The organism is Mesobacterium hydrothermale (assembly GCF_035818635.1).
Taxonomy (GTDB): Bacteria; Pseudomonadota; Alphaproteobacteria; order Rhodobacterales; family Rhodobacteraceae; genus Mesobacterium_A; species Mesobacterium_A hydrothermale.
The window spans coordinates 1-12,341 of record NZ_JAYLLH010000002.1 but is presented as its reverse complement, the minus strand read 5'-3'; the positions used below and the strand labels follow the sequence as shown (position 1 = coordinate 12,341).

The window sequence follows — 12,341 nt, the reverse complement described above, 5'->3', positions numbered from 1 at the left end:
CCGGGCCTAGTCTAGGACAGCGTGGAAATTCCGCAATCCCCCAGCAATCCCCCAGCAATCCCCCGGAATGGCGCGGGATCGCAGGCTTGTGATGGCCCAACCCACGCCCTACCGTTGACTTTGACCACCATCCCCTAGCTTTTCGCGCAAATGACCGGAGGTTCCCGTGATGTTTCGTATTCTTTCGCTATGCCTGGCCCTTGTCCTGGCGCCAGTCGCCGCGCTGGCCGCGCCCGGCTTTACCTTTGCCAATATCGACGGGGGCACGATCGACCTGAAGGATTGGACAGGCCAGCCGGTGCTGGTGGTCAACACAGCGTCGCGCTGCGGATTCACCCCGCAATACGATGGCCTGCAGGCGCTATACGATACGTATCGAGACAAGGGCCTTGTTGTCCTTGCAGTGCCGTCGAACGATTTCCGGCAGGAACTGAAGACCGCCGACGCGGTCAAGGATTTCTGCGAGGTCAATTTCGGCCTGACCCTGCCGATGACCGACATCACCCATGTCAAGGGCGCGCAGGCGCATGACTTCTACAAATGGGTCAAGGCTCAGACCGGGTTCGAACCGACGTGGAACTTCAACAAGGTGTTGATTGCGCCCGATGGCACGGTGGCCGGCACCTGGGGGTCGACCACGCGGCCGATGTCACGCCCGATCACCCGCGCGGTGGACAGCCTGCTGGCCGCGGCCAAGGGTTAACCCAGCACCAGCGGCGCGCCCAGCCATGCGTCCAGCGCGGCGGTCGTTTCCTGGGGTTTTTCCAGCATCGGCACGTGGCCAGCCTCATCCAGAACAGTCAGCGCCGCGCCCGGGATCATCTCGGCCAGGAATTGCTGGCGCTTGACCGGGGTCAGGCTGTCGCGCGCCCCGCACAGGATCAGCGTCGGCACATGGATCCGGCGCAGCGTGGATTGCTGATCCTGACGCCGCTGCAAGGCACGGGACTGGCGCTGGAAAACCTGCGGCCCGAGCGCCCGCGCCATGTCGGCCATCAAACCGGCCACGGCAAGCCGGTGCGGGCCCTGCGCGATCTGCGGCGGAATCACCTCGTCGCGCATGACCGCGTCCAGCCGCCCGGCCTTGACGCGGATCATCTGCGGATCGCGGGCGGCGGCATCCTTGGGTGTTTCGGCCTGAGCCGAACTGGCGATCAGCGCCAGCCGCGTCACCCGTTCGGGGGCACGGCGCATCACCTCGATTGCCACCATGCCGCCCAGGTCATGGCCCACCAACGCGAATTTCGCCGGCGCGTGGACCAGGATCTCCGACGCCATCCCCTCCAGACGCTCGCCTTCCGACAGCGGCATGAACATCACCGGACGGCTCAGACCGATGGCACCGGACTGCACCGCGAACGCGCGCGTATCGCACATGAAGCCTGGAAGGAAAACCACGGGTTCCCGCATTGACGGACTGCCCCCAACCGTGTCGTTCGTGTTGTTTTGCCCCACGTTAGCAGAGCCGTCCGGATTGGAAAGGGCTCAGCTTCGGCCTGCGCCGATCTGCGCCCAGATCGCGGCCTCGTCGTAGACGGTCCATTCGCGCCGGATGCCTTCGGGGCCGAATTCCACCATGCTGATCCCGTCCAGCGTGACCTCGGCGCCGCTGGGCGCCCCGAACGGCCCCCAACCGTCATGCCGCCCAACCAGCCGCCAGCGCACAGACGCGCGCGGCGGCATCAACGCATCGGCCCGACCCAGGCGGTGATGCAGCGTGAAGCGGGCCGAAGGAAACGCCCCGCGCAACCCCAGCCACAGCGCGTCCGCCGCCGCGGGGCCATGGGCGACCGTCCCGCCCGGCCAGTCGATCTGCGCCGCGGGGTCGTATTGCCGGGCAAAGGCTGAAAACCCGCCGCGCATCGCGCCCTCCAGCAGATCGCCCCAGGCCCGGGCCCAATGGCCGCTGTCGCCGCGACAGGCCGCCGGCGTGGGCAAAGCCCGGACAGCGCGCCCGACCGCCCAGGCCCGCGTCACCTGCCCCGCCTGTGTCAGCACCGCGCCGCTGTCCGGGATCAGCACCGCGCGCGCGACCCGGCCGCCGCGCAGGTCCAGTTCCGCCATAACGCGAAACCGCACCGCGCCGGCGCCGGCGCCCAGAACACCGGGCGCAACCGCTGGCGCACTCAGCACCAGGCGCGCGGCGGCCAGCCCGCTGCCGTCGCTGATCAGATCCTCCCCCCTGACCTGCACCCTCGGCAACGCCAGGCTCAGCGGCAACAGCGCCATTTCGGCGGCGCCCACTCCCTCGGCCTGGCCGAACGGCCACCAAACGGCAACCTCCGGCGTAAACAGCCGCCCCAACCGGCTGCCAAGGTCACGCCGGACCAGAACCTCGGCCAACTGCGAAAACAGGTCTTCGTCCACGCCGCTCCATCCCGCTGCCACCCCGCCGACGACACGCTATGCGCGAAACCTGGCGCCGTCCAGCGTCAGCACGCCCCTTTCATCTTTCCAAAAATACTCCAGGGGTGAATTGGCCAAAGGCCAAGAGGGGGCAGCGCCCCCTGCCCCGCTCAGCCGTCGCGCTCGACCTCTGACAAGCCCAGCGCCAGCACCCCGCCCAAAAGGCACAGCCCGGCATAGCTCAGCAGCGTTTCCACCGGGCCAAGCAGGCTCAGCCCGCCGCCCAGCGCACCGACCAGCAGCAGCACGGTTCCGATCACGGTGTTGGCCAGCGCGGCGTAATCGGCGCGCTTGTCGGCGGGCGACATGTCGACCAGGTAGACAGACCGCCCCTGCCGCACCCCGTGATAGGCCAGCATCAGGATGAACAGCACCCCCGGCAGCGCCCAGACTTGCCCGGTGATCCCTGCCAAAGCGCCCAGTGCCAATGCAACAGCCCCGGAAAACCCGGCCCCGGCCAACACCAGCCGCGCCGACCGATCCGCCAGCCGCCCCCAGAAATACGAACTGACGAAAGACGCCGCGGCAGAGGCCAGCACCAGCGCCCCCAGCGATTGCAGCGCCCCCCCTGCGGGGCTGAGCATGACCAGGAACGGCGGTGCCAGCGCCGTTGCCGTCAGCGCCCCCCGCACCGCGATATAGCGGCGAAACTGCGCGTCTTGGCGCAACGGGCTCAGGTCGATATGCGGGCCGGCGTCGTGGCGGGCGCTGGCGTCTTCCTTCAGCCCGGCGAACAGCAGGCCGGCGCCACTCCACAGCAGGGCCGCCAGCGCGACCGCCAGGGCCAGCGGCACCACGCCTTGGACCTGTCCGCTCAGCATCAGACCGGCATAGACAAGCACCGCCAACGCCGAGGCAGAGCCCGCGACGCCGGTCACCGCACCGCGCCGGGCCTTGGCCACGGTCTTGCCCAGAACATCCTTGTAGCTGACAGAGGACGCGGCGCGGCAGATCGCCAGAACCGCCAGCGCGCAACAGATCGTCCCGCCCGCGGCCACACCATCCAGCGTCAGGACGCAGGCGGCGATCACCGCCGCCGACAGCCCCTGCCCAAGCGCCCCCAGTGCCCAGACCCATTTGCGATGCACCATCCGCCGCAACAGGCCCGCCAGCAGCAGTTGCGGCAACAGCGCCCCGGCCTCGCGGATCGGAACCAGCAGCGCGGTCAGGCTGGGCGGCACGCCAAGGGCATGAAACAGCCAGCTGAGCACCAGCTTGGGGTCGATCAGCCCATCGGCCACCTTGGTCATCGACAGGCAGACCATGTGGCGCAGGCCATTTTCCGCCTCTGTCGCGTCCTCCGCGCGCTGCCCGGTCAACGTGTCGAAAAGCCTGATGGAAAGCGACGGCATGGGGGGTCCTTTCGTGGCCAGACTGCCCGATCTTGCGGCGGGTGTCTGCCCGACAATGCGCCGCGCTTGACACCCCGCGCCCCAAGGGCCACATAGCGCGCACACATAACCCGCAACCGGGCGTTCCGTGGGCGCCAAACCGACGAGGAGCTGGGCCGATGAGCCAGATTTCCCTGACCTTCCCCGATGGCAACAAACGCGACTACGACCAGGGCGTGACCCCGGCCGAGGTGGCCGAGTCGATTTCCAAATCCCTGTCGAAGAAAGCGATCTCGGCGCAGGTGAACGGCGCGCATTGGGACCTGCAATGGCCGATCGAGGCCGATGCCGAAATCGCCATCAACACGATGGCCGACTCGGCCCCGGCGCTGGAACTGATCCGCCACGACCTGGCCCATATCATGGCCCGTGCCGTGCAAGAGATCTGGCCCGACGTGAAAGTCACGATCGGCCCGGTGATCGAGAACGGCTGGTACTATGACTTCGACCGCGCCGAACCGTTCACGCCCGAAGATCTGGGCGAGATCGAAAAGAAGATGCGCGAGATCATCAACCGCCGCGACCCGGTGACCACCGAGGTCTGGGAGCGCGACCGCGCGATCAAGTATTACGAAGCCAACGGCGAACCGTACAAGGTGGAGCTGATCGAGGCGATCCCCGGCGACCAGCCGATCCGCATGTACTGGCACGGCCATTGGCAGGATCTTTGCCGCGGCCCGCATCTCCAGCACACCGGGCAGGTTCCGGGCGACGCGTTCAAGCTGATGAGCGTGGCCGGTGCCTATTGGCGCGGCGACAGCAACCGCGCGATGTTGCAGCGGATCTACGGCGTGGCGTTCCAGAACAAGGACGCGCTGAAGGCGCACCTGCACATGCTGGAAGAGGCCGCGAAGCGCGACCACCGCAAGCTGGGCCGCGAGATGGACCTGTTCCACATGCAGGAAGAAGCGCCGGGCCAGATCTTCTGGCACCCGAACGGCTGGACCATCTACACCACGTTGCAGGACTACATGCGCCGCCAGCAGCGCAAGGGCGGCTATGTCGAGGTCAACACCCCGCAGGTCGTCGACCGCAAGCTGTGGGAAAAATCCGGGCACTGGGAAAAGTACCAGGAAAACATGTTCATCGTCGAAGTGGACGAGGATCACGCCCGCGAAAAGGCGGTGAACGCGCTGAAGCCGATGAACTGCCCCTGCCATGTCGAGATCTTCAAGGTCGGGCTGAAATCCTATCGCGACCTGCCGCTGCGCATGGCCGAATTCGGATCCTGCGCGCGTTATGAACCCTCGGGCGCGCTGCATGGCATCATGCGGGTGCGCGGGTTTACCCAGGACGATGCGCATATTTTCGCAACCGAGGCGCAGATCGCCGAGGAATGCCAGCGCTTCATCAATTTCCTGTCGGAAATCTATCGCGACCTGGGCTTTGACAAGTTCGACATCCTGTTTTCGGACCGGCCGGACACCCGCGCCGGGTCTGACGAGGTCTGGGACAAGGCCGAAAAGGCCCTGCTGGACGCCACCCGCGCCGCCGGGATCGAGCCCACCATGAACCCCGGCGAAGGGGCGTTCTATGGTCCCAAGCTGGAATTCAGCCTGACCGACGCCATTGGCCGGGTCTGGCAATGCGGCACCTTCCAGGTGGATTTCGTGCTGCCCGAACGGCTGGACGCGAATTACATCGGCCCCGATGGCGCCAAGCACCGCCCGGTCATGCTGCACCGCGCGACGCTGGGGTCGTTCGAACGCTTCATCGGCATCCTGATCGAGGAACACGCCGGCAAGCTGCCGTTCTGGCTGGCCCCGCGGCAGGTGGTCGTCGCCTCGATCATTTCCGAGGCCGATGACTACGTGCACGAAATCGTGGCAGAGCTTCAGGCCGCGGGCGTCCGGGCAGAGGCGGATATTCGCAACGAGAAGATCAACTACAAGGTCCGCGAGCATTCGCTGTCCAAGGTGCCGGTGATCCTGGCCGTGGGCGCGCGCGAAGTCGAGGAACGCACCGTCACGGTGCGGCGCCTGGGCGAAAAGCAGACCTCTGTAACACCGCTCGCAGAAGTCGTGAGCACGCTGGCAAAATCCGCCACGCCGCCGGACCTTCTGTAACAAAGACACCGGATAGCGCGACAAGAAGGCCCCGAATTGTTACGGGGCCTTTTTTCATGCCGTTGATTTTGAACATTTTCTGCAAGCGCGAAATCTGACGCATGCCTGACAGCCCCTGACACACGTGTGAGCCACGCGCCCGTGAATGGTGCGGCGGGCTGCCGCAGGTCAGGGTTGGGATGTCGCCGGGCAGTTGCCCCGGCAGACCCGGAGTTACACCCGAACCAACCCTGATCGAAAGGAAGATCCATGTCCAAGACCCTGAAATCCGCAGCCCTGATGGGCGCTGTTGCCGCATCGCTGGCGGCCTCTGCCGGGGTGGTGCACGCCCAGGCACAGGAAAAATGCTTTGGCGTGTCGATGGCCGGCCAGAACGACTGTGCCGCCGGCCCCGGCACCACCTGCGCCGGCACCTCGAAGGTCGACTACCAAGGCAACGCCTGGACGTTGGTCGAGGCCGGCACCTGCGCCTCGATCGAACTGCCGGCGATGGCCGACGGGACCCCGCGCATGGGCAGCCTGATGGCGCTGGAACGCGATATTCCGCAGGGCTGATCCTGCGGCCTGCCCCGCTGCCATACCCGTCGGGATGGGGCCTGCACGCCCCATCCCGACACTGCCCAAAGGTGCCTGCCATGTTCGACACACGCAATGATCTGCCCGCCACGCCCGGCGTCGGCTACAAGCCGCAGCACTACGCCGCGATCCTGTCTGACCCCGCCCCGGTGCGCTGGCTTGAAGTCCATGCCGAGAATTACATGGGCGACGGCGGCCGTCCTTTGGCCCAACTGCGCGCGTTGGCCGACCGTTTTCCGATCTCGGTCCACGGGGTTGGCCTGTCGATCGGCGGCGATGGCCCGCTGGACGCCGAGCACCTTGCGCGGTTGAAACATCTTGTCGGCTGGCTGCGCCCGGCCAGCTTTTCCGAACACCTGGCATGGTCGACCCATGACAGCCATTTCCTGAACGACCTGCTGCCCCTGCCCTATACCAACGCCACGCTGACCCGCGTTTGCGCCCATATCGACCAGGTGCAGGACACGCTGGGGCACAGGATGCTGCTGGAAAACCCGTCCAGCTACCTGGCCTTCGCCGAAAGCACCTGGGAGGAACCGCAGTTCCTGGCCGAAATTTCCCGGCGGACCGGCTGTGGCCTGCTGCTGGACGTGAACAACGTTTTTGTTTCAGCCACCAACCTGAACTATGACCCCCGGGACTACATCGCCGCCTATCCACTTGAGGCGGTTGGGGAAATCCACCTGGGCGGGCATGACGAGGACCACGACGATTTCGGCGCGCCGTTGCTGATCGACAGCCACGGGCGCGACGTGGCCGACCCGGTGTGGACGCTGCTGGACGACGTGCTGGACCGGGCGGGCCCGCGTCCGGTGCTGATCGAATGGGACACCGACGTGCCCGACTGGCCCACGCTGGCGGCCGAGGCCGCGCGCGCCGCTGCGGCCCTGGACCGGGTGACGGCATGAGCCTTGAGCCCGCCTTTCGCGCCGCCCTGCGTGCGCCGTCGCTGCCGGTGCCGGACGGATTGACCGACGGCTTGGGCCGACCCGCCGGGCGCCGCTATGCCGTGTATCGCAACAACATCGCGGTCAGCCTGCGCGAGGCGCTGGCGCAAGCCTTTCCGGCAGTGCACCGCCTGATCGGTAACGAGAATTTCGGACCGGTCGCGCGGATGTTCCTGTCGGACCACCTGCCCCGGTCGCCTTTGATGATGCAGTATGGCGCGGGCTTTGCCGAGTTTCTGGAAACGCTGGCGCCGCTTGCACGGTGGGGCTATCTGCCCGATGTCGCCCGGCTGGAACAGGCGCTGCGCTTGTCCTATCACGCGGCGGACGTTGCGCCGATGGACCCGGCGCGGCTGGCTGGCCTGGACGCAGACGCGGTGCTGGCGGCGCGGGTGACACTTGTCCCGGCCGCCCGTCTGGTCCGGTCGGCCTGGCCGGTGGTGTCGGTCTGGCGCTATGCCATGCAGGCCGGTCCGGCCCCGGCCCCCGTGGCCGAGGCGGCGTTGATCCTGCGCCCCGAACTTGATCCCACGCCGCACCCCCTGCCCGAAAAAGCCGGCGCCTTCGTTGCCGCGCTGATCGACGGGCAGCCGCTGGGCGATGCCTGCCCGGACGATTTCGACCCGACCCCGGTTCTGACGCTGCTGCTGCGCCACGGTGCCATTGCCGCCATATCCTGAAAGGCCTGCCATGGAACTGATTTCCCGCCTGACCCGCCTGCTGACCAAGGGCGATGTCCTGTTGCCGTTGCTGGCCCGCTTCGCATTTGCCGCAACGCTTCTGGTTTATTTCTGGGCGTCCGCCGGAACCAAGATCGGGCGCGGTTTGTTTGGCTTTGTGATGCCATCATCCGGCGCCTATGCCCAGATATTCCCGAAACAGTTCGAAGCCGTCGGCTATGACCCCAGCCAACTGGGCGTGTTTCACTGGCTGGTCGCGGTGGCAGGGACCTGGGCGGAATTCGTGCTGCCGCTGTTGATCGTGCTGGGGCTGATGACGCGGCTGGCCGCGCTTGGCATGATCGGCTTTGTCACGGTGCAGAGCCTGACGGATTTGTATGGCCACGGCGGAATCGCGCATGCCGCCACGCTGGGTGCGTGGTTCGACCGGATGCCGGATGCGGTGATCCTGGACCAGCGGCTGTTCTGGGTCTTTGCCCTGACCGTTCTGGTCGTCAAAGGCGCGGGGGCGCTGTCGTTCGACCGGGTTCTGGCGCGTCGGATCGGCATCGAGGCGCCGCGCGCCCCTGGTGCGGGATAAGCGGACCGGCACCGCCACGCCGGTGGCCCGGGCAGCGGTTTGAGTATTTGTGGAAAGATGAAAGGCAGGCGGTCAGAAATGGGCCTTGGGTTCGTCCGGCTTGCCCGCCGCGATGCCCAGGATACCGCCAAGCCCGGCAAAGGCGATCGGGAACATGGTGAAAACGTTGAAGCCGAACGCCGCATACATGCCCGCCGCCGACAGCAGCAGCAGCACGCCGCCCCAAAGCGCGCGGGCGCGCGCCATGGCCCCGCCGGCAATTGCCAGAAGCGGCGACAGGATCGAGACCACGCGCACCAGATCGGGGCGGTCGAACATGCCAAAGAGGTTTTCGACCTCGGCGTGGGTACGGGCCAGTTCGGTGTAGCCATAGCCGAAAAAGCCGACCAGCATCCCGAAGACGCCAGCGATGATTCCGAGGGTCAGGGCGGCGTTGCGCATGACTTATCCTTCGATCAGTTGGGCCTGTACGTCCTTGCCCCAGCCCAGGAACAGGTCGTCCCCGCGCAGAATCAGCGGACGTTTCATCAGCGCCGGCTGGGCCAGAAGAAGTGCCCTGGCCGGCTGTGCACGGTCGGTTTCCGTCAGCCCGCGCCAGGTGGTCGAGCGGGTGTTGAGCAACGCGTCGCCGAACTGCAACAACGCGCGATCCAGCAGGTCGGTGGGCATGCCGTCGGCGCGCACGTCGATAATTTCCGCGCCTTCCAAGGCTTTAAGCGCCTTGCGGCAGGTATCGCAGTTTTTCAGACCGTAAATCTTCATGCACATTTCCCCGGCAGCCCGTCCGAAATAGGGCGACTCGCGGGGAATTGCGAGCCTTGCCTCTTGTTTTTGGCGCAATCCGTGCAATCCTTTTCTTCGTGACCTTCGATGATCCGTCCGGGCCCGCGGCTCTTGTGGCCAGGAAACCGTGTTCTGAAAGGCGAAGGTGACCGGGCACCTCGCACCTGCTTTGCGGGGGAAGACTGAGATGAAGGAGACACGGGACATGCCTACCGGCACCGTGAAATGGTTCAACACCACCAAAGGATATGGGTTCATCGCACCGGATGACGGTGGCAAGGATGTATTCGTACATATTTCGGCTGTCGAACGCTCTGGTCTGACCGGGCTTGCCGACAACCAGAAAGTCAGCTTTGAACTGCGCGACGGCCGCGATGGCCGGCAGATGGCGTCAGACCTGAAAGCGTTGTAAGCCCCGAGGCGCATTTACGCCTCTTGACACATTCACTGGCTTTGAAGCCGCGCGGCTTCCTTGCGGGCCAGACCGATAAGTTCCTGCATGAAGGGCTTTTCCACGTCATCGCTTCGCGTGGCGGCATAGAGCCGCCGCGTGATCCCTGTTTCGGTCAAGGGCCGGGTGACATAGTCGGAATTGTATTTCACCTCGCGCACGACCCAGTCGGGCAGCACGGTGACACCGCGGTTCGAAGCCACCAGCAACAAGATCACCGCGGTCAGTTCGACCGGACGGATCGCCGCCGGTTCAACCCGCGCGGGGATCAGCAACTGGCTGAAGACATCCAGCTTGCTGCGGTCCACCGGATAGGCGATCAGGGTCTGGCCGCGGAAATCCTCTGCTTCGATAAAGTCTTTTTTCGCCAGCGGATGGCTGGCAGCCGCCACGAAGACCGGGTTGTAGTCGAACAGATGGGTAAAGGTGATGTCGGCGGCGTCTTCGGGATCGGACGAGATCACGAGGTCGACCTCTTCGTTGCGCAGTGCGGTCAGCGCATCGAAGGCCAGCCGCGGGCGAATGTCGACATCGACCTCGGGCCAGCTTTTCCGGAAGGCCTCGAGCACCGGGAACAACCATTCGAAACAGGCATGGCATTCGATGGCGATGTGCATCCGTCCGCCGGTGCCGTCGCGCAGCGTGGCGAATTCGGCCTGCGTCGCGGCCACCAGCGGCAGGACCTGATCGGCCAGCCGCAGCAGACGGGTGCCGGCGGCGGACAGGCGCATGGGTTTCGACCGGCGCAGGAACAAGTCGACCCCGGCCTGGTCTTCCAGCCCCTTGATCTGGTGGCTGAGGGCAGATTGCGTGATGTTTAGGATATCCGCCGCCCGGGCCAGACTGCCGCAGTCATGGATCGCCTTGATCGTCCGCAAATGGCGCAACTCGAGATGCATTACAAATTCTGCTCATGTTGGTGATGAGATTTATGAGTTTGTTTCACATCGTCAGGCATGCCACAAGGGGACAACTTCAGACAAAGGCCCTGTGATGACCGTTCCTGCCGTATCTTTCGAATTCTTCCCGCCGCGCAACATCGAGGCGACCTTTCGCCTGTGGGACACCGTCCAAGTCCTGTCCCCGCTGGCCCCGCGCTTCGTTTCGGTGACCTATGGCGCCGGCGGCACCACCCGCGAACTGACCCGTGACGTCGTGGCGACGCTGCACAAGCATTCCGGGCTGAAAGTGGCCGCGCACCTGACCTGTATCGACGCCACCCGTGCCGAAACCCTGGCCATCGCCCGCGATTTCGCCAAGGCCGGTGTGACCGAGATCGTCGCCCTGCGGGGCGACCCGCCCAAGGGCGATGCGGGTTTTACCGCCCATCCCGACGGGTTCGGCAGCTCGGTCGAGCTGATCGAGGCGCTGAAGGCCACCGGCGATTTCACCATCCGCGTCGGCGCCTATCCCGATGCCCATCCCGAAGCCGCCGATGCGCAGGCCGATGTGGCGTGGCTGAAGCGCAAGTTCGAAGCTGGCGCGGATGAGGCGCTGACCCAGTTCTTCTTCGAAGCCGAGACCTTCTTTCGGTTCCGCGACGCCTGCGAAAAAGCCGGGATCGACAAGCCGGTGATCCCCGGCATCCTGCCGATCGAGAACTGGAAAGGCGCGCTGAACTTTGCCCGTCGTTGCGGAACCCACGTTCCTGCCTGGGTGATCGACGCCTTTGACAAGGCCGAGCGCGACGGGCGGCAAGACCTGCTGGCCACGGCGCTGTGCACGGAACTGTGCAGCGACCTGATCGACGCCGGCGTCGAAAACCTGCACTTCTATACCCTGAACCGGCCGGAACTGACCCGCGACGTCTGCCATGCCCTGGGCGTCGTTCCCGAACTGCGGCTGGAGAACGTGGCCTGAGACCGGTTTCGCCGCCTTTCGGCGGCGACCGAGGCCGGGGCTGCCCCCCGCTGCCCCGGGGATATTTGGGGCAAGAGGATGGACGCGGGTTGTCTTTTGCCCCCGGCGCACCAGTATTGCGGTGTTCGCAGGGAGAAAAACGCATGCTGAGCGTCACGTCGATCTATGCCGCGCTGCTGGCGCTTGTCTTTGTGGTGATGAGCACCCGGGTGATCCGCTATCGGAAATCGGAACGCATTTCGCTGGGCGACGGGGGCGACGCGGAAATCAGCCGTCGTATCCGCGCGCATGGCAACTTTGCCGAATACGTGCCGCTGGCGCTGATCCTGCTGGGCCTGGCCGAGATGCAGGGGGCACCGGCGTGGGCGCTGCATCTGCTGGGCAGCCTGCTGCTGATCGGGCGGGTGCTGCACGGCTATGCGCTGTCGGTCGTGCCGCAACCGATGCGGCTGCGGGTGGTGGGCATGGCGCTGACCTTTGCCATGCTGGTGGTGACCGCGCTTGGCCTGCTGGGGCACGCGCTGATCTAGTGGATTGAATCCAACATTTGGAACCCTCGATTTCTTGCGGCGATGATGTCGTTGGGGTCTGCCCGCCAAAC

General features: G+C 65.6%; 15 protein-coding genes. 9 read left to right on the top strand and 6 right to left on the bottom strand.

Translation table 11 applies throughout. The features are described 5' to 3' along the window. Positions 1 to 169 precede the first annotated feature (169 nt). Positions 170 to 703: a glutathione peroxidase gene (locus VK792_RS01460; RefSeq protein WP_326295526.1), complete on the top strand. Its 534-nt coding sequence runs from the start codon at positions 170 to 172 to the stop codon at positions 701 to 703. Here VK792_RS01460 and VK792_RS01455 read toward each other — a convergent pair. From VK792_RS01455 to VK792_RS01445, 3 genes are all read right to left on the bottom strand, one after another. Then, positions 700 to 1,377: an alpha/beta fold hydrolase gene (locus VK792_RS01455; protein ID WP_326295525.1), complete on the bottom strand. Its 678-nt coding sequence runs from the start codon at positions 1,375 to 1,377 to the stop codon at positions 700 to 702. The genes VK792_RS01460 and VK792_RS01455 overlap by 4 nt on opposite strands. A gap of 108 nt (positions 1,378 to 1,485) precedes the next feature. Further along, positions 1,486 to 2,367 carry an ester cyclase gene (locus VK792_RS01450; protein ID WP_326295524.1) on the bottom strand — a complete coding sequence of 294 codons (882 nt, stop codon included), beginning with the start codon at positions 2,365 to 2,367 and terminating at the stop codon, positions 1,486 to 1,488. A gap of 149 nt (positions 2,368 to 2,516) precedes the next feature. Further along, on the bottom strand, positions 2,517 to 3,758 hold the full coding sequence (locus VK792_RS01445; RefSeq protein WP_326295522.1) for an MFS transporter: 1,242 nt from the start codon (positions 3,756 to 3,758) through the stop codon (positions 2,517 to 2,519). A gap of 158 nt (positions 3,759 to 3,916) precedes the next feature. Between VK792_RS01445 and thrS the strand changes: the two genes are divergently transcribed. From thrS to VK792_RS01420, 5 genes are all read left to right on the top strand, one after another. Beyond that, positions 3,917 to 5,863 carry a threonine--tRNA ligase gene (gene thrS / locus VK792_RS01440; RefSeq protein ID WP_326295521.1) on the top strand — a complete coding sequence of 649 codons (1,947 nt, stop codon included), beginning with the start codon at positions 3,917 to 3,919 and terminating at the stop codon, positions 5,861 to 5,863. Positions 5,864 to 6,112: 249 nt separating this feature from the next. Then, entirely contained in the window at positions 6,113 to 6,418 is a 306-nt protein-coding gene (locus VK792_RS01435) for a BufA1 family periplasmic bufferin-type metallophore (RefSeq protein WP_326295519.1), read from the top strand. An 80-nt stretch (positions 6,419 to 6,498) separates the two neighbouring features. Further along, positions 6,499 to 7,347: an MNIO family bufferin maturase gene (gene bufB, locus VK792_RS01430; protein WP_326295518.1), complete on the top strand. Its 849-nt coding sequence runs from the start codon at positions 6,499 to 6,501 to the stop codon at positions 7,345 to 7,347. Beyond that, the gene (locus tag VK792_RS01425) at positions 7,344 to 8,066 is read left to right on the top strand and encodes a DNA-binding domain-containing protein (RefSeq protein ID WP_326295517.1); all 723 of its coding nucleotides are present in this window, start codon (positions 7,344 to 7,346) and stop codon (positions 8,064 to 8,066) included. Before bufB ends, VK792_RS01425 begins: the two co-directional genes overlap by 4 nt. Positions 8,067 to 8,076: 10 nt before the next feature. Next, positions 8,077 to 8,646 carry a DoxX family protein gene (locus VK792_RS01420; RefSeq protein WP_326295515.1) on the top strand — a complete coding sequence of 190 codons (570 nt, stop codon included), beginning with the start codon at positions 8,077 to 8,079 and terminating at the stop codon, positions 8,644 to 8,646. Between the two features lie 72 nt (positions 8,647 to 8,718). Here VK792_RS01420 and VK792_RS01415 read toward each other — a convergent pair whose 3' ends face one another. Together VK792_RS01415 and VK792_RS01410 are read right to left on the bottom strand one after the other, a co-directional pair. Further along, on the bottom strand, positions 8,719 to 9,087 hold the full coding sequence (locus tag VK792_RS01415) for a hypothetical protein (protein ID WP_326295514.1): 369 nt from the start codon (positions 9,085 to 9,087) through the stop codon (positions 8,719 to 8,721). Positions 9,088 to 9,090: 3 nt separating this feature from the next. Continuing rightward, on the bottom strand, positions 9,091 to 9,408 hold the full coding sequence (locus VK792_RS01410; RefSeq protein ID WP_326295513.1) for an ArsC/Spx/MgsR family protein: 318 nt from the start codon (positions 9,406 to 9,408) through the stop codon (positions 9,091 to 9,093). A gap of 226 nt (positions 9,409 to 9,634) precedes the next feature. Between VK792_RS01410 and VK792_RS01405 the strand changes: the two genes are divergently transcribed. After that, a complete protein-coding gene (locus VK792_RS01405) occupies positions 9,635 to 9,841 on the top strand; it encodes a cold-shock protein (protein ID WP_326295512.1) in 207 nt (68 codons plus the stop codon). A 32-nt stretch (positions 9,842 to 9,873) separates the two neighbouring features. On the opposite strand, the gene VK792_RS01400 is transcribed toward VK792_RS01405, so the two are convergent. After that, positions 9,874 to 10,779, bottom strand: a complete 906-nt coding sequence (locus tag VK792_RS01400; RefSeq protein ID WP_326295510.1) for a LysR family transcriptional regulator — start codon at positions 10,777 to 10,779, stop codon at positions 9,874 to 9,876. A gap of 94 nt (positions 10,780 to 10,873) precedes the next feature. Between VK792_RS01400 and metF the strand changes: the two genes are divergently transcribed. Both metF and VK792_RS01390 read left to right on the top strand, forming a co-directional pair. Beyond that, positions 10,874 to 11,740 (top strand): methylenetetrahydrofolate reductase [NAD(P)H], encoded by an 867-nt coding sequence (metF, locus tag VK792_RS01395; RefSeq protein WP_326295509.1) that lies wholly within the window; start codon positions 10,874 to 10,876, stop codon positions 11,738 to 11,740. A gap of 143 nt (positions 11,741 to 11,883) precedes the next feature. Beyond that, positions 11,884 to 12,270 carry an MAPEG family protein gene (locus VK792_RS01390; RefSeq protein ID WP_326295508.1) on the top strand — a complete coding sequence of 129 codons (387 nt, stop codon included), beginning with the start codon at positions 11,884 to 11,886 and terminating at the stop codon, positions 12,268 to 12,270. Positions 12,271 to 12,341 lie beyond the last annotated feature (71 nt).

What these genes read in the sequence shown, in the direction of transcription:
- VK792_RS01460 (WP_326295526.1), top strand. Translation starts at nt 170, where the DNA reads ATGTTTCGTATTCTTTCGCTATGCCTGGCCCTTGTCCTGGCGCCAGTC.
- VK792_RS01455 (WP_326295525.1), bottom strand. Translation starts at nt 1,377, where the DNA reads ATGTGCGATACGCGCGCGTTCGCGGTGCAGTCCGGTGCCATCGGTCTG.
- VK792_RS01445 (WP_326295522.1), bottom strand. Translation starts at nt 3,758, where the DNA reads ATGCCGTCGCTTTCCATCAGGCTTTTCGACACGTTGACCGGGCAGCGC.
- thrS (WP_326295521.1), top strand. Translation starts at nt 3,917, where the DNA reads ATGAGCCAGATTTCCCTGACCTTCCCCGATGGCAACAAACGCGACTAC.
- VK792_RS01435 (WP_326295519.1), top strand. Translation starts at nt 6,113, where the DNA reads ATGTCCAAGACCCTGAAATCCGCAGCCCTGATGGGCGCTGTTGCCGCA.
- bufB (WP_326295518.1), top strand. Translation starts at nt 6,499, where the DNA reads ATGTTCGACACACGCAATGATCTGCCCGCCACGCCCGGCGTCGGCTAC.
- VK792_RS01425 (WP_326295517.1), top strand. Translation starts at nt 7,344, where the DNA reads ATGAGCCTTGAGCCCGCCTTTCGCGCCGCCCTGCGTGCGCCGTCGCTG.
- VK792_RS01420 (WP_326295515.1), top strand. Translation starts at nt 8,077, where the DNA reads ATGGAACTGATTTCCCGCCTGACCCGCCTGCTGACCAAGGGCGATGTC.
- VK792_RS01415 (WP_326295514.1), bottom strand. Translation starts at nt 9,087, where the DNA reads ATGCGCAACGCCGCCCTGACCCTCGGAATCATCGCTGGCGTCTTCGGG.
- VK792_RS01410 (WP_326295513.1), bottom strand. Translation starts at nt 9,408, where the DNA reads ATGAAGATTTACGGTCTGAAAAACTGCGATACCTGCCGCAAGGCGCTT.
- VK792_RS01405 (WP_326295512.1), top strand. Translation starts at nt 9,635, where the DNA reads ATGCCTACCGGCACCGTGAAATGGTTCAACACCACCAAAGGATATGGG.
- VK792_RS01400 (WP_326295510.1), bottom strand. Translation starts at nt 10,779, where the DNA reads ATGCATCTCGAGTTGCGCCATTTGCGGACGATCAAGGCGATCCATGAC.
- metF (WP_326295509.1), top strand. Translation starts at nt 10,874, where the DNA reads ATGACCGTTCCTGCCGTATCTTTCGAATTCTTCCCGCCGCGCAACATC.
- VK792_RS01390 (WP_326295508.1), top strand. Translation starts at nt 11,884, where the DNA reads ATGCTGAGCGTCACGTCGATCTATGCCGCGCTGCTGGCGCTTGTCTTT.